This window comes from Pseudomonas sp. WS 5011 (genome assembly GCF_012985775.1).
In the GTDB taxonomy this organism is placed as follows: Bacteria; Pseudomonadota; Gammaproteobacteria; order Pseudomonadales; family Pseudomonadaceae; genus Aquipseudomonas; species Aquipseudomonas peli.
Genome location: NZ_JAAQXA010000008.1, coordinates 1 through 17,979 on the forward strand (window position 1 = coordinate 1; position 17,979 = coordinate 17,979).

General features: G+C 59.1%; 11 protein-coding genes. 4 read left to right on the forward strand and 7 right to left on the reverse strand.

Translation table 11 applies throughout. The features are described 5' to 3' along the window. Positions 1 to 191: 191 nt before the first annotated feature. The 3 genes from HBN63_RS10535 to HBN63_RS10545 form a co-directional block, all read right to left on the reverse strand. On the reverse strand, positions 192 to 485 hold the full coding sequence (locus HBN63_RS10535) for a hypothetical protein (protein ID WP_170049380.1): 294 nt from the start codon (positions 483 to 485) through the stop codon (positions 192 to 194). 90 nt (positions 486 to 575) lie between these two features. Continuing rightward, the gene (locus HBN63_RS10540) at positions 576 to 1,976 is read right to left on the reverse strand and encodes a DEAD/DEAH box helicase family protein (protein ID WP_170049381.1); all 1,401 of its coding nucleotides are present in this window, start codon (positions 1,974 to 1,976) and stop codon (positions 576 to 578) included. Continuing rightward, on the reverse strand, positions 1,973 to 2,563 hold the full coding sequence (locus HBN63_RS10545) for a hypothetical protein (protein WP_170049382.1): 591 nt from the start codon (positions 2,561 to 2,563) through the stop codon (positions 1,973 to 1,975). Before HBN63_RS10545 ends, HBN63_RS10540 begins: the two co-directional genes overlap by 4 nt. A 103-nt stretch (positions 2,564 to 2,666) precedes the next feature. Between HBN63_RS10545 and HBN63_RS10550 the strand changes: the two genes are divergently transcribed. Beyond that, the gene (locus HBN63_RS10550; protein ID WP_170049383.1) at positions 2,667 to 2,888 is read left to right on the forward strand and encodes a helix-turn-helix transcriptional regulator; all 222 of its coding nucleotides are present in this window, start codon (positions 2,667 to 2,669) and stop codon (positions 2,886 to 2,888) included. Between the two features lie 20 nt (positions 2,889 to 2,908). Here the strand turns inward: HBN63_RS10550 and HBN63_RS10555 are convergent, their stop codons facing one another. From HBN63_RS10555 to HBN63_RS10565, 3 genes are read right to left on the reverse strand one after another with little or no spacing between them, the layout of a single operon-like run. Further along, positions 2,909 to 6,112, reverse strand: coding sequence for a DEAD/DEAH box helicase family protein (locus HBN63_RS10555; RefSeq protein ID WP_170049384.1), 3,204 nt, complete (start codon positions 6,110 to 6,112; stop codon positions 2,909 to 2,911). Next, a complete protein-coding gene (locus HBN63_RS10560) occupies positions 6,112 to 7,476 on the reverse strand; it encodes a restriction endonuclease subunit S (protein ID WP_170049385.1) in 1,365 nt (454 codons plus the stop codon). Before HBN63_RS10560 ends, HBN63_RS10555 begins: the two co-directional genes overlap by 1 nt. Beyond that, a complete protein-coding gene (locus HBN63_RS10565; RefSeq protein ID WP_170049386.1) occupies positions 7,473 to 9,449 on the reverse strand; it encodes a class I SAM-dependent DNA methyltransferase in 1,977 nt (658 codons plus the stop codon). Before HBN63_RS10565 ends, HBN63_RS10560 begins: the two co-directional genes overlap by 4 nt. 749 nt (positions 9,450 to 10,198) lie before the next feature. Here HBN63_RS10565 and HBN63_RS10570 point away from each other — a divergent pair. The 3 genes from HBN63_RS10570 to HBN63_RS10580 all read left to right on the forward strand — a co-directional run bounded on the left by HBN63_RS10570 (position 10,199) and on the right by HBN63_RS10580 (position 16,273). Then, a complete protein-coding gene (locus HBN63_RS10570; protein WP_170049387.1) occupies positions 10,199 to 14,386 on the forward strand; it encodes an EAL domain-containing protein in 4,188 nt (1,395 codons plus the stop codon). A gap of 125 nt (positions 14,387 to 14,511) precedes the next feature. Further along, positions 14,512 to 15,765, forward strand: coding sequence for a serine hydroxymethyltransferase (gene glyA / locus HBN63_RS10575; protein WP_170049388.1), 1,254 nt, complete (start codon positions 14,512 to 14,514; stop codon positions 15,763 to 15,765). A 136-nt stretch (positions 15,766 to 15,901) separates the two neighbouring features. Further along, positions 15,902 to 16,273, forward strand: a complete 372-nt coding sequence (locus tag HBN63_RS10580) for a PilZ domain-containing protein (RefSeq protein ID WP_090249454.1) — start codon at positions 15,902 to 15,904, stop codon at positions 16,271 to 16,273. Positions 16,274 to 16,572: 299 nt separating this feature from the next. On the opposite strand, the gene radA is transcribed toward HBN63_RS10580, so the two are convergent. Beyond that, complete coding sequence (radA, locus tag HBN63_RS10585) at positions 16,573 to 17,937, reverse strand: DNA repair protein RadA (RefSeq protein ID WP_090249458.1); 1,365 nt, start codon at positions 17,935 to 17,937, stop codon at positions 16,573 to 16,575. Positions 17,938 to 17,979 lie beyond the last annotated feature (42 nt).

Genomic DNA, 17,979 nt, shown 5'->3' on the forward strand with positions numbered 1-17,979 from the left:
AATGCCACCCCTGCGTCGCTGCGCTCCGACTGCCCGGCCGGATGGCCGTGGAACAGGTGGCCAGATGGCCCTGGAATGCCTGGCCAGATGAGAGCGGACTGGGTGGCCGGATGGCGTGGAATCCGCACCGAAGACCTGTATGGCTAGCGTCTCGACCTGCTTAAGGCGCTCAGCAACCCCTGATTCAGACATCAGCTCTTTTCCCAGTAGTTTCCCTTGCTGACCAAACCAAAATCCTCAGAGGAAAATGGCTGATCATCATCGAGCATGCCATTGACCATGCGCTCCCGACGCAATCCACTCAGCACCCTGAAAAAACAGGGCTCACAGAGATGCACCCTGTAGTTCTCGCCATCATGCTGCGAGCCATATCCCCATTGGGCTTCAAGCTTGCCGTATTGGAGACCATAGCCCGGAATACGTGTACTAGAACGGCACACGTCGCAGATCACATCCTCAACGATATCCTGCGACTTAATCTCCATACGCACCTCAAGATTACGATCCACGCTGCACCGGCCGGTTATGGATTCATGCACACCGATATCATTCGAGCAGCCTCGACTTACTGCACATCAAAAACAAGCCAGTAGCTGCTGCCGGTAATGCTGAGAAAAGCTGACCTGGTAAGCGGGCGCAGTTGCAAAGCCACCCAGTGAAATGATGTTTGTAGCTTGCGACCCAATACCAGGTTCTGCACCACCAAACCCTACATCGCCGATACTTTCGACATGCCCCAAAACCCCCACCGGCTCTGGCCGGGAGCCTGGGGTTAAACCAGGCATATGGGCATCGCTTAAAACAGCCAGATCATCCGGTAAGTCATCCGCAATTCGCTCCGCAAAGCCCTGAAGTGTTGGCTCCGCCAGCATAAATAGCCAGGCCTGGTCGTCGGACTCACCTGTACGCCGCAGCACTCGCCCCAGCACTTGCCGGTAGTGCAGTTCGGTGCGGATACGACTGAGATAGCAGCACACTTGCAGGCGGGGAATGTCGGTGCCTTCACTGATCATTCCGACGGCGACAATCCAGCGGCAGGCGCTGCTCCGGAATGCATTGATCACCTGCTGCGCATCCGGGGTTTTGTTGGTCACGATGCGGCACTCTTCACCCATTGCTTCTAGAGCCAGTGCAACTTGCTGGGCGTGTTCGATGTCGGTGGCCACCACCAAACCAGCGGCATCAGGTTTGATCTGGCGTAGCTCGTTCAGCTTACTGCAGCCAAGGTCGAGGATTGGATTGATCACCTCGTCATGACGCAGCAGTTCCTCATAGGTGACAGGTGACTCCCCCAAAAGCTTGGCGATGCTGGGAAACAGCCTCACGGAGCTATCCGCGCCAAGCTCTTCCGTAAGTTTCACCTTCTGGTTGTCGAGCAACACAATGCGAGGTGATCGGCACACACCGTCGACAACGGCATCTTTCAAGCCATAACGGTAATCACAGATCAAATGCCCCTCGGGCGACGAATACCGCGCCAATGCGATGGCCTTGTCGTCCGAACGCCAGGGCGTGCCAGACAGGGCCAACGTGAAGGCAGCCCGATCCTGTATCCGATGCAGTATCTGCTGCCCCCAGGCATTGCTTAGCAGCGGATCGTGGCCGGCGCAATGGTGGATCTCATCGAAGACCACAAACACCCGGTAGTCATCAAGAAGCTGCCAGAATCCCTCATCACGGTACTCCATGGCCTGATAGGTATAAGCCGCGCCCACGGCACCTATCTGGCCGTCGAGACGCCTGCCTAGCACAGCCGCAAAGGTCGAACGAAAACCCTCCACGACCTGGCAGGACGGCGCAAAGCACAGCACCAAATCGATTCTGTCCTGCTCAAGCAGTCGGCTGGCCAGTTCTGCAGCCATGCGCGTCTTTCCGGCTCCAGGCGTTGCCTGGCAAAAGAAGTGCGGCGTTACGGTGAAGTGCTCCAACGCCTTGGTGATGCAGCTGTTCTGCCAACTGCGTAGCGATCTGCTCATCGTGGTGTAGCGAGCGTTTTGAGGGTCTTTTCGATAGCGCGCAGATGACCCAAGAGGCGAGAACTGCGATCCCTTGCTTCTAGGTAGTCACCTTCAACCTTGTCCCGCAAATGCGGCATCTCGTCGAGAAGCAGTTTGAATCGCTCTGCCTCGCCCATTGAAGTGAGAAAGTCCAAGCGGATTTCCTTGTGGAGCGCCTCCAACTGCAAATCCGTATTGGCTGACGACTTAAGCGGCAAAGTTTCCACGTCGCGTACTGCCGTCTCTAGTTCGGGCACTCCGGCAGCCATCAGGCTGTTCTCAAAACCGCTGTCGATCAGTTCCAGTTGCAGATGTACCGGAATCGGCTGCAGGTGGTAGACCTGTCCTCGAACACGACGATCCTCATCCAGCACAACCCAGCCTGCGCGCACTAATCGACGGATCTGCTCATACACATAGCGGCGCACATCGGCGATACGGAAAGGTGTGCCACTCAGGCGAGCGGCATAGGCATCGCGCAGTTCACGGGTCGTAAAGGTTGCACGCCCTGGCTCCTGAAGCAGCTCATACAGACGCCTGTCGAAGATAAACGAGGCCGATTTCATTGAGGCACCAGAAGAATTAACGCAAAGAAATGCGGATTATAATCCGTGGCCTGTGCATCCGCAAACGCACGATAGTGCCGCCTCAAGTTGAATTGAGACGGTCATGGATAAGTTGGCGAAAGCGTTAGGGGAACGCATCCGAGTGCAGAGGAAGGCCTGCCGGATATCCCAGGATGCATTGGCGCTGGCGTGCAGCATCGACCGCAGCTACGTAGGACGGATCGAGCGTGGTGAGGTCAACATCACCGTCGAGAAGCTCTATCGCATCGCAGGCGAGCTCGCCTGCGACCCTTCAAGCCTTCTGCCTAAGCCCTCTGAAATCTAATCTAACAGCGCCCGAAAAAATCAGGCACCCCCACTGCGGTTACCTTGTCCCAAGCCCCCAGCGGCCGTCAGCATCTTCAAAATCACCAGCGCAAACGCCCGGCTCTTGGTCTCGTTATCCAGCACTTCCAGCGATAGTTTCTCGTGGTCAGTCATGGCGTCCAACACGGTGTCGAGTACGCGCTTGGGGAACAGGCCGTGCATCACTTGCTCCACCGAGTGGTTGTTCACCTGGGCCATTACATCTTCCTGACGGCTGATGCGCTGGGCGATGCCGGTGAGGAACTGCAGTTGGTCGTCATCGCTCACCTCGGCACCGAAGATGTCGTTCAGTGCTTCGATGATTTCCGAGAGACGCTTTTTCTCCGGGTCATGCGGTTTACCGCTGCCTACGTCGCTACCGGGCTTGAGGGTGTATTCGCCGTCTTCTTCGCTCAAGCGCAGTTGGTGCTCGGCGCGCTTGCTCAGGCGGTAGTGGCTCAGTTGCAGCTCGCCCACGTCCACGTCGTCTTGTTGCAGGCGATCCACGCGCAGCAGCGGGTGCAGGTGTTTGGCGAACACGCAGAGTTGCTCCAGCTCACGGTCCTCATACGGCACGATTTGCGAGAGGAACTCGTACAGGCGCACAAAGCTCTGCAGGTTCTTGCGGAACAGGTCGAGCTGGTCCACCTGCTCGCCGGCTTCTTTCAGTGCGTGCTCAGCTTTTTTCAGGCCGGCGCTGTCACCGTTGGCTTCGGCTGTACGCTTGTAATCCAGCGCATGCTGGCGCGAATCCAGCGAGAAGGCATAACGCTTGGCAAAGCGCTCCTTGGCCGGAGTGCAGTAGTAGCTGAGCTTGCTGGCCGCCGCCTTGGGATCGAAGAAGGCCATGGCGAACGCCTCGACCTCCTGCCAGTGATAGATACCCTCAGCATCCAGTTTCTTCTGCAGGTCATAGATGATCTGCGGGTCGGTCACATCGGTCAGCTCGGCCTTGGTGTAGTACGGCAAGAAGGCGTCGAGAATGTCCTGCGGCTCGTTGAAAAAGTCGAGGATGAAGGTTTCCTTGCTGTCACCGAAGGTACGGTTCAGCCGCGACAGGGTCTGCACGCAGTCCACGCCTTGCAGCTTTTTGTCCACGTACATGGCGCACAGCTTGGGTTGATCGAAGCCGGTCTGGTACTTGTTGGCCGCGATCATCACGTTGAAGTCCTGGGTGTCGAACGCCTGCGCCAGGTCACGGCCATTCAGGCCGGCGTTGAGCAGGCTGCTGCTTTCCGTCACCTCTTCGGGGATCACCCCATCCGGCAACACGCTGCCGGAGAACGCCACCAGCGGGTGCACGTCGCGGTAACCCATCTGCTGCACGTAGGCCTTCAATGCCAACTGGTAACGCACCGCCTCCTGACGGCTGCTGGTGACGACCATGGCCTTGGCCTGGCCATTCAGCAGGCCACGGATATTGGCGCGGAAGTGCTCGACGATCACCTCGACCTTCTGGCTGATGTTGTACGGGTGCAGGCGCACCCAACGTGCCAGCTTGATGCGCGCCTTCTTGCTGTCCACCTCGTCGTCTTCGCCATCCGGGTGGGCGATCTTCCAGGCAGTGCTGTAGGTGGTGTAGTTGCGCAGCACGTCGAGGATAAAACCCTCCTCAATGGCCTGGCGCATGGAGTACAGGTGAAACGCCTCCGGCTTGTTGCTGGCACTGGCCGGCAGCGTTGGGTCGGCCGGGCGACCGAACAGCTCCAAGGTCTTGGCCTTGGGCGTGGCGGTAAAGGCGTAGTAGCTGATGCGCTCATTCGGTTGGCGCGCCTGCACGGCGGCGTCCAGCAGCTCTTCGGCGCTGACTTCTTCAGCATCGAGGGCATCGCTGCCGAGAATCTGTTTCAGCTTGCTGGCCGACGAGCCGGTCTGCGAGGAATGCGCCTCGTCGGCGATCACCGCATAGCGCCCGCTGGCCAGCTTGGGGTATTTGTCCAGGGCATCGAACAGTGCTGGGAAGGTCTGGATGGTGACGATGATGATGCGCGTCTGCTCGGCCAAAGCTTCGGCCAGTTGCTCGGATTTGCTCTGGCTGCTGGTTTCACGGTTGATCTGCTTGACCACGCCCTGGGCATGCTCGAACTGGTAGATGGTGTCCTGCAGCTGCTTGTCCAACACCGTGCGGTCGGTAATCACGATCACTGAATTGAACAGGCGCTGACCGGCATCGTCGTACAGCGAGGCCAGTTGATGGGCCGTCCAGGCGATGGAGTTGGACTTGCCCGAGCCGGCGCTGTGCTGGATCAAATAGCGCTTACCCGGCCCTTCGGCGCGGGTGGTGTTGATCAGTTGGTTGACCACTTCCCACTGGTGGTAACGCGGGAAGATCATGGTCTCCTTGGTTACCGGCGTGCCGTCGAAGCCTTCGCTGGTTTTTTTGTCCAGGTGCAGAAAGCGCCCCAGCACCTTGAGCCAGGCATCCGGCTGCATCAGGCGTTGCCACAGGTAGCTGGTGGCGTACTGGCTGTCATCCTCAGGCATCGGGTTGCCCGCGCCGCCTTCCGCACTGCCGAGGTTAAACGGCAGGAAGAAGGTGTCTTTACCCGCCAGCTTGGTGGTCATCGCCACTTCGTTCTGGCCCACGGCAAAGTGCACCAGCGCGCCGCGCTTAAAGGTCAGTAGCGGTTCGGGCTTGCGCGTCAGTGGATCTTTTACTGGGCGGTCTTGGCGATACTGGCGCTTGGCGTTTTCCACCGACTGCTTGAACTCGCTTTTCAGCTCCAGCGTGGCAGTGGGGATGCCGTTGACGAATAGCACCAGATCCAGCCGTGGGTTGTAGCTCTGCCCGCCGCTAGCGGCATCACGCGCATGGGGCGAATAAGACACCTCCGGCACCACGCGCAGACGGTTGCACTGGTAACGTTTGAGGGTGTCCGGGTTCATGCCGTGGTCGGGCTGAAAGCTGCACAGCTCTACCTTCACCGCCGGCAGCTTGAAGCCATGGCGCAGCACATCCAGAGTGCCGCTCTGCTCCAGCTCGCGCACCAGCTTCTGCACCAGTACATCGTCCGGGTTGTTCGGGTTGGCCTTGGCGAACTTGTCCCAACGCTCCGGCCAGGCATCTTTGAAGTAACCCAGCACGTCTTCGGTATACAGCGCCGTGCGCCGGTCATAGCCGCTGGCCGTGCCGACCTGCCAGCCTTGGGCGGCCAGGGCGTCGATAATGTCCTGCTGAAACTGAGCTTCCTTGCTGTCCGCCATTACACGGCCTCTTGTGCTAATTCGGGAGTTGGCGCGCTAGCCGGGGGCTGCCAGCCGCGTACGTCGATTTTGCCGGTGACGGCGGCGGAGATTAGGGCAGAGCGGCGTTCTTGGAGAATAGCTATCGTGTTTTCAGCATAAGAAATGGTCTCGCTTGAACGCTTGAGCCTGCCGCCAAGTACAGAAGCAATTTCTTGTTGATCGTCGATAGGCGGAAACGCAAATCTGTACTGCCTGAATTTCTCTGCGGGCAGGTGAGAAATAGTTGCTTTTGTATCAGATTCGTCAAAGACACCCTGTGCTTTTGCAGCCATCAAACTATAGAAAAAAAACTCTGCGGTATCTCTGTTTGGTGATTCTGGACGAAGTCGATGCAATGCCTTCTGGTAGCCAATTATGCTGTCCTTATACCGCCAGATTGCAGCACGCCCTACATCTCCTCCTTCACAAACAAGTAGATCACCAAGCCTAACTGTGTATCGCTCATATTCACTTGGCTCAATATCGATCAGTGGAAGGCTATCGATATTGATGACTCCCCACTGAACATCTTGATTCCTCAGATATGGCAGAGGATTAGCTCCAATGTTTTTCTTTTCATCGAGCATTTTTCCAAGCTCAACCGAATAGCGAAAACTTAGTTTGCACACCTCCCAATGCGCCGGCACCTCGCCTAGCCACTCAACGCCGGAGTCTTTCATCGGCACCGTCGGGTCGAGGCCTTTGGTGACGGCTTGGGAGATCAAGGCCTGGCGCTTTTCCTTGAGCAGTTCGATCAGGCGCTGCTGCTCGTCGATCAGCGCGTCGATGCGGGCGGTTTCGTGGTCGAGGAATGCGAGTGCCCGAGTCAACTCAGCCGCAGGAGGAACAGCGATACAAATCCCACCAACGGTATCGGTGTTTAAATTGAGTTGAGTACCCATTTTTCCAAGGCCGCCAAAGCAGAGGCCAGACTCAAAGACTCTGTACAAAAGGCGTTGATCTATAGACAACCATGGGAAATAAACAAATCCATCGTGAATGCACGCCTTAACCGCAGTAATACATGGTTTACCAACAGAGCCCGCGATACTCAAGAACAGCTCGCCCGGCTCAAGCTTTACACTCAAAGAAGATCCAAGAGCGGAAAGCCTCTGAGTTGTTTCGTATAAATAGCCATCAGGCGACGCCGTTACATCCGCGATTCTGACCCAGCCAAATTCACCGTCATCATCAAAATAAATCGGGTCATCAATAGGTCTCGGAGACGCTCCCCTGAACACTGGAGAAAGCCACTTTAAGGCAATTACAGTCCAATGCTCCGGCACTTCCCCCAACCATTCCACGCCAGAGCTTTTGTACGCCGGATACGCAGGAAAGCTCATGCCGACAGCCCCTCAATCATCTGCTTGATGCGGTCGGTGCAGGCTTTTAGGTCGCGGTCGATATCGGTCAATGGGCGCGGTGGCTGGAATACATAGAAGTGGCGGTTAAAGGGAATCTCGAAGCCGACAATGCCGACTTCGCCGTCCAGCGCATCGGTTTTGCTTTCGTCGATCCAGGCATCCGGCACATGGGGGATGACTTCGCGCTGGAAGTAGTCGTGCACCGATTCGCCCAACGGCACGTTCTCGTTATCGCGCAGGCCGGCGTCGGCTTCTGGCTGGCCTTTGGTCATGCAGATATCCGCCTCGGGGTCGCGCTCGCTTAAGGCGCTCATCAGGGCTTTGAGTTCCGGCGTGCTGAGGCTGACGCTACGCGCGGTGAGGGCTTTTTTCAGCAGCTTGCTGAACTGCTCGCGGTTGCGGTGCAACACGCTGGCATCCATCGCTTGCAGGGCGCTCATCAGTTGCTGCTGGGCGGCGCTGTCGAGCTTCTGCAGGGTTTTCTCTTCCAGCACTTTCGCGATGCGCTCTGCGCTGGTCTGGAAGTTCAGGCGCAGCGGGCGCTCGACGGTGATACGGCGGTAGCCGAAGGCGTCGATGGGGAAGATTTTGCTGTGGGCGGTTTGCTCGAAGCTGCCATACAGGCGCACCAGCTCGCTGATTTGATCCTCGGTGATGTACTGGCGCTTGCTGCCCAGCGATTTGCGCATTTTGGCGTAGTGCTGGCTGCCGTCGATCAACTGCACCTTGCCCTGGCGCGCAGCGGCCTTGTGGTTGGAGAGAATCCACACATAGGTGGCGATGCCGGTGTTGTAGAACATGTCGGTGGGCAACGCGACTATGGCTTCGACCAGATCGTTCTGCAGCAGGTAGCGGCGTATCTCCGACTCACCCGAACCCGCGCCGCCGGTAAACAGCGGCGAGCCGTTAAGGATGATGCCAATGCGCGAGCCACCGTCGCGCGGGTCACGCATCTTGCTGACCAGGTGCAGCAGAAACAGCAGCGAGCCGTCGGACACCCGTGGCAGGCCCGGGCCGAAGCGGCCGTCGAAGCCCTTGTGGCTGTGCTCGTCAGTGATCTGCTTTTGTACCTTCTTCCACTCCACGCCAAACGGCGGGTTGCTGAGCATAAAGTCGAAGCGCTTGTCGGCAAGCTGGTCGTTGGACAGGGTGTTGCCGAGCTTGATGCTGGCCACGTCCTGGCCCTTGATCAGCATGTCTGCCTTGCAGATGGCATAGGACTCGGGGTTGAGCTCCTGGCCGTGCAGCGACACGCTGACCTTTTCGCTGATGGACTGGATGTACTCATCACCCTCAGACAGAAAGCCGCCGGTGCCGGCGGTTGGGTCATAGATGGTGACGATGCTGTTGGGTGCGAGCTTGTGGTCCTGATCGGTGATCACCAAGGATGTGGTGAGGTGCACGATATCGCGTGGGGTAAAGTGCTCCCCGGCCGTTTCGTTGGAGCTTTCCGCGAACTTGCGGATCAGCTCCTCGAAGATGATGCCCATGCCAAAGTTGCTGATGAACTCGGGGCTCAGGTCGGTGGCGGCGAAGCGCTGCACCACCTGATACAGCAGGTTGGCGGTTTCCAATTGCTGAACGAAATCTTCAAAGTGGAAGTGCTCGAAAATCTCGCGTGCGTCCTTGCTGAAGGCTTGCACATAGCTCATCAGGTCGGCGGCGGTTTGGGTGTCGGACAGCGTGCCGAGGGTCAGCGGCGAGCCGTTGAAGAACTGCTGGCCAGCCGCGCGCAGGAGAATCATCTCGCGCACGGTATCGGGGCGGCCTTCCTGGGCGAAGGTCTGCTTGATCACCTCATCCTTGGTCGGCGCGAGCACGCACTCCATACGCCGCAACAAGGTGAACGGCAGGATGATGCGGCCGTACTGGGACTGCTTGAAGTCACCGCGCAACAGATCGGCAATGGACCAAAGAAAAGCGGCCGTCTGGGAATGGTTTTCCGTGTTCACGCAACTGCTCCTAGAAAGGCATGCAAAGGCGCGAGTCTAACCTAGACGTCCGTGATCACTTCACCTGCACGCGAGAATTTCTCAATGGCGTCTCCAGCTTGTGGATGCCCTGAGAAGTAATGAGCCTCATATATAAGAGGGACTTTATCTGCTGTTTCACGAGAGGAAATCTGCTGGCGATTCCTGGCCGGAGCGATCACAAGAGCGCTTCGAAAAAAGTTAGGTTTTGGAGCCTAAATTTGACCCAAAATCAGCGAAAGCTAACTAAAAGCTCTGCCACGACACAGGATCGAGAGGAAAAACCATGCTGAAGAGGCTGGAAAGCCAATGGTGATGAGGGCTCGACCACAGATAGCAAAACGTGACTAAAATCTAATAGGGCAGATGCATTTATTGAGCCATGATGACCTTGGTTCTGGGTTGAAACGAAAGAGAAGCCGCCAACTGATGCGTGTAGCCTGAGGCTAAACGGCGGGGACGGAGCCGCCAGGCGCTACCTGCGCACGGGACTTTGCACAGTCACGCGCGCGTGCGGCAAAGCTACCGGAATGCGCCGAACAGGGCAAACGACGCTCGTCGGCGGCGCTGGCACTTTGCCACGGTTATGGCATGCTAGCCGCCCCCTGCCTGCCGGCCGTTCTGCGCCCCCAGGAACCGTCATCGTCGCCCAGCCCCCAGGATGTAGGTCTTTGCCAACAGTCACGCCCCCAATCACACCGCGTACTCCCGGCGCGCCGCCGGCTGCGACGATGCGTGGGCCGACCCGTGGCGCACTGGTGGTGTTGGTGCTGAGCATGTTGGTGCTGCTGCTCTGGCAACTGCGCCAGGAGTCCCAGCAACTGCTCGACAACCAGCGGCAACTGGGCCTGGCCTACAGTTCGCAATTGGCCAACCACCTCAATTTGAATATGGCGCTGAAAGCCAGTGCCGGCCAGGCGCTGCTGCAGCCCCATGTGCTGCCGCCAAACAACCCAGATGAGCTGGAAGAACTGCTGCACACGCTGCGCGGCGTATTCCCGACGCTGCGCAGCCTGGCCTGGCTGAATGCCGAGGGCCGCATCATCGCTGACAGCCATGCGCCCACCGACGATACGTTGTACCTCGAAGAGTTGCTGCAACGGGGTGGCCGTGACAGTTTCTTTTATACCTTCAGTGCCAACGAGCATGGGCGTATCTACCTGCTGCTGCGGCATAACCCCGACAGCACGGCCAGCGGGTTCTGGATATTGCGCCTGACCAACCAGGCACTGACCGGTTGGCTGAATGAACACCATCAAAGCCAACATCACTGGCTACTGGAAGACCGCAATGCTCAGCGGGTGATTGCCAGCAACGTGGCACAAGGCATTCAAAATGCAGCCGTCGCACCGCCCGTGACGGCGGAAAACCTCGACCAGAGCATGTTGGAAACCCCACTCAAAGGCAGCGACTGGCAACTGCGTGCACTGTTCAACGAGCGCAAGGTGCGCGCCCAACAGCTGCCGCAACAGGCCAGCAAGTTGCTGCTGTTTATTCTCTGCGCCACCCTCACGCTGTTGGCGCTGTACCGCCTGCTAAATGAACAACGCAACCTGCACGCACTGAATACCGCTTCACGACGCTCATTGCAGCAAGCAGCCAGCGTACTCGGCGCCATCGAAGAACGCGTGCTGGTCACCGACAGCAGCGGCCAATTGCAGTACCTCAACCCGCAAGCGGAAGCGATGTTCGGGTTGAGCAACGATGAGGCGCGTGATTGGCACCTACTGAAACTGCTGCCACGCCTCGACCCGCTGCTGCTGCACGACACCGCGCTGCACAACGACCTTGGCCCGGACCTGGTAGAAATTCAGCAGAACGGCGTCACTCATCTGTATGACATCAGCCGCAGCGACTTGAGCGAAGACAACAAGCGCACCGGTTTTGTCTGGGTGCTGCGCGATGTCACCGAAGAACAGCACGCCTCGCACGTGCTGCAGGAAACCCGCCGACGCTATCAGGACATCTTCGACGGCACCGGCACCGCCCTTTGCGTGCTCGACCTGGCTGAGTTACAGCGCTACCTGCAACAACAGCAACTGCGCAGCATGACCGGCCTGCAACGCTGGCTGGACGAAGACCCGCAGCACCATATTGAGCTGTGCCAGCGCCTGCGCCTGACGGAAACCAACCAGGTGGCCCTGCAACTGCTCGGTGTCGACTCAAACCAGCAGGCCTGGCAACACTTGTTCAATAGCGGCCCGCTGCGCCCGGAAGGCTTCCGCATGCAGCTGCTCAGTGTTCTGCTCAGCGGTAGCGGTCAGCTGGAAATGGAGCGCCAGATCACCACGCCACAAGGGTATGAGCGCCACTTGTGGTTATTGATGCGCCTGCCGGAGAGTATCGACGACCTGCAGGCCGTGACCCTCAGCATCAGCGATATCACCAACCGCAAACGCATCGAAACGTCACTGATCGAGCGTGAGCGCTTCTGGTCCGATGTGGTCAACGCAGTACCTGACACCATCTATGTGCACGACATCGCCGGCAAGCGGGTGATGTACAGCAACAACCACCTCGGCCCGCAGCTGGGCTACAGCAAGGCGGAAATGCGTGCCCTCGGTGATCGGCTGTGGGAAAAAATTCTGCATCCCGACGATGTCGAGCTGTACCAACGCATGCGCAATATCCAGCAGGTATTGGGCAATGGCCTGTTGATGCAGTTCGAGCTGCGCTGGAGGCACCGCGATGGCAGCTGGCACTGGTTCGATATCCGCGAGCAGGCCCTGGCGCGCGATGCCAAGGGCCGGGTCAGCCGATTGATTGGCGTGGCCAAGGACATCACCGAACAGATCACCCACAGCGAGTCTCTGCGCACCAGCGAGCAACGCTATCGCCTGCTGGCGGAAAGCATCAGCGACGTGATCTTCTCCACCGATGCCCAGCTGCAACTCAACTATGTCAGCCCATCGGTGATGCCGGTGCTTGGCTATGACAGCGAGTGGGCGCTGGCCAACGGCTTCCAGAGTTTGGCTACCAACCCGCGTCAGCTCAGCGGTTTCTACGCCCTGCTCGACCGTGTGCGCAACGCCCTCGGTGACCCGCAGCGCCTAGCCGAACTGCGCGCCGAATTTCTGCCGCAACTGTTCGTCTTTGACGCCTTGCGTGCGGATGGCCAGAAAATCCCCGTGGAACTGCGCTTGGTGCCAATGTGGGATGACAGCGGCCGTTTCGAAGGCTTGCTAGGTGTTGGTCGCGACATCAGCCTGCAGCGCCGCGCCGAAAAAGACCTGCGCATGGCCGCCACGGTATTCGAGCACTCCACGGCGGCCATTCTGGTCACTGACCCGGCGGGCTATATCGTCCAGGTCAACAACGCCTTCAGCCGGGTCAGCGGCTACAGCTCCAAGCAGATTCTTGACCAGCTGCCGAGCGTATTGACTGCAGACACTCAGCAAGCCAGCCATCTGGCCTATGTGATCAAACAGCTCAACCAGCAAGGCAGCTGGGAGGGCGAGGTGTGGCTCAAGCGCAAGAACGGTGAGAAATTCCCGGCCTGGGTCGGTATCACTGCGGTCAAGGACGATGAAGGCGACCTGGTCAGCTACGTGTGCTTCTTCAGCGATATCAGCGAGCGCAAGGCTAGCGAGCAGCGTATCCACCGCCTGGCGTATTACGACGCCCTGACCCAGCTGCCCAACCGCACCCTGTTCCAGGATCGCCTGCACAGTGCATTGCAGCACGGTGAACGGCATCAGGAGTGGGTGGTGCTGATGTTCCTCGATCTCGACCGTTTCAAGCCGATCAACGACTCCCTCGGCCATGCCGCCGGCGACCGCATGCTCAAGGAAGTCGCCGTGCGCCTGCGCGCCTGCGTGGACAGCGACGACACCGTGGCGCGCATGGGCGGCGACGAGTTCACCCTGCTGCTGCAATCCCAGGCGCAGCGTGAAGGCGCACTGACCCGCGCAATCCACGTTGGCGAGCAGATTCTCGCCAGCCTGGCGCAGCCGTTTATCCTCGAAGGCCGCGAGTTCTTCGTTACCGCCAGTATCGGTATCGCCCTGAGTCCGCAGGATGGCAACGAGCTGAGCCAGCTGATGAAGAACGCCGATACGGCGATGTACCACGCCAAGGAACGCGGCAAGAACAACTTCCAGTTCTACCAGGCCGACATGAACGCCAGCGCCCTGCAGCGCCTGGAGCTGGAAAGCGACCTGCGCCACGCCCTCGAACAGGGCGAGTTCAAGCTGTTCTACCAACCGCAGTTCTCCGGCGATGGCAAACGCCTGACCGGCGCCGAAGCGCTGTTGCGCTGGCAGCATCCACAGCGCGGCCTGGTGCCGCCGAGTGACTTTATTCCGGTACTCGAAGAACTGAGCCTGGTGGTCCAGGTTGGCGACTGGGTGCTGCGCGAGTCGTGTAGGCAACTGGCCGAATGGCACGAGGCGAAGATTCGTGTGCCGAAGATTTCGGTCAACCTCTCAGCACGCCAGTTTGCCGAAGGCGACCTGCATCAGCGGATTGCGCAGATTCTTGAACAGAGCGGTGTTCCCGCCGCCTGCCTGGAGCTGGAACTGACCGAAAGCATCCTGATGGAAGATGTGGCCAATGCCATGCAAACCCTGAGCAGCTTGAAGCAGCTGGGGGTGTTTATCGCCATCGACGATTTCGGCACCGGCTACAGCTCACTGAACTACCTCAAACAATTCCCGATCGACGTGCTGAAGATCGACCGCAGCTTTGTCGACGGCCTGCCGCATGGCGAACAGGACGGACAAATCGCGCGCGCGATCATCGCCATGGCCCATAGCCTGAACCTCACGGTAATCGCCGAAGGTGTGGAAACCCTGGCCCAGCTGGATTTCCTGCGTGGCCACGACTGCGACGAAGTGCAGGGCTTCCTGCTGGGCAGGCCAATGCCGGCCCACCAGTTCACCGCGCTGTTTACCGGCACCGCCCTGTTTATGCTGAGCTGAATCGCCGGCGTACATGAGCCCCGCTTGTCCGTCAGATGACCACGCTTCATATGCCTGTTTAGTGCGGATGAGGTAGAATTCGCCCCCTCTTTCTACCGCCCAGCTGATTTTCTCAGGGGAATGCTATGTTCAGCCGTGATTTGACTATCGCCCGTTATGACGCCGAATTGTTTGCCGCGATGGAGCAAGAAGCCCAGCGCCAGGAACATCACATCGAGCTGATCGCCTCGGAGAACTACACCAGCCCAGCAGTGATGGAAGCCCAGGGTTCGGTACTGACCAACAAGTACGCTGAAGGCTATCCAGGCAAGCGTTACTACGGCGGTTGCGAATACGTCGACATCGTTGAGCAGCTGGCCATCGACCGCGCCAAGGAGCTGTTCGGCGCCGATTACGCCAACGTCCAGCCGCACTCCGGCTCGCAAGCCAACAGCGCCGTGTATTTGGCCCTGCTGGAAACCGGTGACACCGTACTGGGCATGAGCCTGGCACACGGCGGCCACCTGACCCACGGCGCCAGCGTCAGCTTCTCCGGCAAAATGTACAACGCCGTGCAGTACGGCATCACCGATGCCGGCCTGATCGACTATGACGAAGTTGAGCGCCTGGCTGTTGAACACAAACCGAAGATGATCATTGCCGGCTTCAGCGCCTACTCGCAGGTACTGGACTTCCCACGTTTCCGCGCCATTGCCGATAAAGTGGGCGCTTACCTGTTTGTCGACATGGCACACGTGGCCGGTCTGGTCGCCGCTGGCGTTTACCCGAACCCGGTGCCGTTCGCCGACGTGGTTACCACCACCACTCACAAAACTCTGCGCGGCCCGCGCGGCGGTCTGATACTGGCTCGCGCCAACGAAGCGCTGGAGAAGAAATTCAACTCCGCGGTATTCCCAGGCGGCCAAGGCGGCCCGCTGGAGCACGTCATCGCCGCCAAGGCCGTGTGCTTCAAGGAAGCCCTGCAGCCTGAGTTCAAGACCTACCAGCAGCAAGTGATCAAGAACGCCCAGGCTATGGCCAGCGTGTTTATCGAGAACGGCTACGACGTGGTTTCCGGCGGTACTGAGAACCACCTGTTCCTGCTCAGCCTGATCAAGCAGGACATCACTGGTAAAGATGCCGACGCCGCTCTGGGTCGTGCCTTTATCACCGTGAACAAGAACAGCGTGCCGAACGATCCACGTTCGCCGTTCGTCACCTCCGGCCTGCGCATCGGCACCCCAGCCGTGACCACCCGCGGCTTCAAGGAAGACGAGTGCCGCGCACTGGCTGGCTGGATCTGCGAGATCCTCGCAAACCTGGGCGACGAAGCGGTCGAAGCGCGCGTGCGCGAGCAAGTCAAAGCGGTCTGCGCCAAGTTCCCGGTTTACGGCAACTAAACATCGGCTGCTGCTGAAAAGCCCGCCTCCTGGCGGGCTTTTTTATAACTGCCGAACCACCCTCAGCAGAGATAAAACCAAGCCAGCGACAGCAGCCTTGGCTATAGTGGATAAAACCTCGCAGGAGTTTCTTTGCATGAGCGAAACAGCCAATGAGCGTCGGCGCTTTCATCGCATCGCTTTCGACGCCCCCACCGAGATCGTGCAAGGGGAACGACGCTGGGCGGTCGAACTGCATGACGTGTCGCTGAAAGGTCTGCTAATCAAGCGCCCTAACGGTTGGAATGGCGACCCTAATCAGCCATTCGAGGCCAATATCCAACTGGCCGATGACACCCGTGTGCGGATGGAAGTGGTGCTGACACGTACTCAGTCTGACCTGCTCGGTTTTGTCTGCCGGCATATCGACCTCGACTCGATCAGCCACCTGCGCCGCCTGGTGGAGCTCAATCTCGGCGACGACAGCCTGCTGGAACGCGAACTCGCCGCGCTTGGCGAAGACGAATAAAAAAGGAGGCCTCGGCCTCCTTTTTTCATCCTGCCTGAGCAGATTTAGAACGTGTTTACGATTTCGCGAGCTAGAGCCAGACAAGGCAAAAACAGCCGAGAAACGCAGCGCAGCGGAGTAACAGCCAACGGCTGACCCGCAGGGTGAGCGAAGCGAATCACGCGCAGTTTACGAGCTGTAAATGAGCATGACTCGTTTCACTCGCCCTTCGGGTCGCGCTAAAGCGCGTTAGCCGCAAGCGGCTCCGAGGCTGTTTTTAACGCCGGATGGCCAACGCGCAGCAGATCGTAAACAGGTTCTTACTCGAACAACGCATCCAGCGCTTGCTCCAGGCGCGTCACAGCAATCACCTGCAACCCTGGCGGCGGATCTTTCGGCGCATTGCCCTTGGGCACGATGGCGCGCTTGAAGCCGTGTTTGGCCGCCTCTTTCAGACGTTCCTGGCCGCTCGGCACTGGGCGAATCTCGCCAGACAGGCCGACCTCGCCAAACACCAACAGGTCATGCGGCAGCGGCTTGTTGCGCAGGCTGGAAATGACTGCCGCCATCAGCGCCAGGTCGGATGCGGTTTCCAGCACCTTGACCCCGCCCACCACGTTAAGAAACACGTCCTGGTCATAGGTCGGGATACCGCCATGCCGGTGCAATACGGCCAGCAGCATAGCCAAGCGGTTCTGATCCAGGCCCAGGGTGACGCGGCGCGGGTTGGCCATATGGCTGGTGTCGACCAGCGCCTGCACCTCCACGAGCATCGGCCGGGTGCCTTCCCAGGTGGCCATCACCACGCTGCCGGGCACTTCTTCCTGGGCCCGGGTGAGGAAGATCGCCGAAGGATTGGTGACCTCTTTCAGGCCCTTGTCGGTCATGCCGAACACGCCCAGCTCGTTGATCGCGCCAAAGCGATTCTTCACCGCGCGCAGCAGGCGCAGACGGCCATCGGACTCACCTTCGAAATACAGCACAGTATCGACCATATGCTCGAGCACACGCGGCCCGGCCAGTGCGCCTTCCTTGGTCACGTGGCCGACCAGAAAAATCGCCGTGCCGCTCTGCTTGGCAAAGCGCACCAGCAACGCCGCACTTTCGCGCACCTGGGCGACACCGCCAGGAGCCGACTGCAGCTGCTCGGTAAAGATGGTCTGGATCGAGTCGATCACCATCACCTTGGGCTTTTCCACCCGCGCGGTGGCGATGATGCTTTCAATGCAGGTTTCAGTCATCACCTTGAGCTTGTCTTCCGGCAAGCCCAGGCGGCGGGCGCGCATGGCTACCTGCTGCTGGGATTCCTCACCGGTGACATACAGCGCGGGGAAGCGCGTGGCGATATTGCACAGGGTCTGCAGCAGGATGGTCGACTTGCCGATGCCAGGGTCGCCGCCAATCAGCACCACCGACCCGTCCACCAGACCGCCGCCCAGCACGCGATCCAGCTCACCAGAGGCCGTGGAGAAACGCGGTACCTCCTCGACGCTGACCTCGGCCAGGGTCTTGATCTGCACCTGATCACCCGCCCAACCGGCGCGGCCGCTGGGGGTGGCTGCGTTGGCTTCAAGCAGGGTTTCCACCAGGGTATTCCAGGCCCCGCATTCGCCGCACTGGCCGGCCCATTTCGGGAAGGTGGCGCCGCACTCGGTGCAGCCATACATGCGCTTGGCCTTGGCCATGCCGGACTCCTATAAACGCTGAGCCCGGATCATACGAAATAG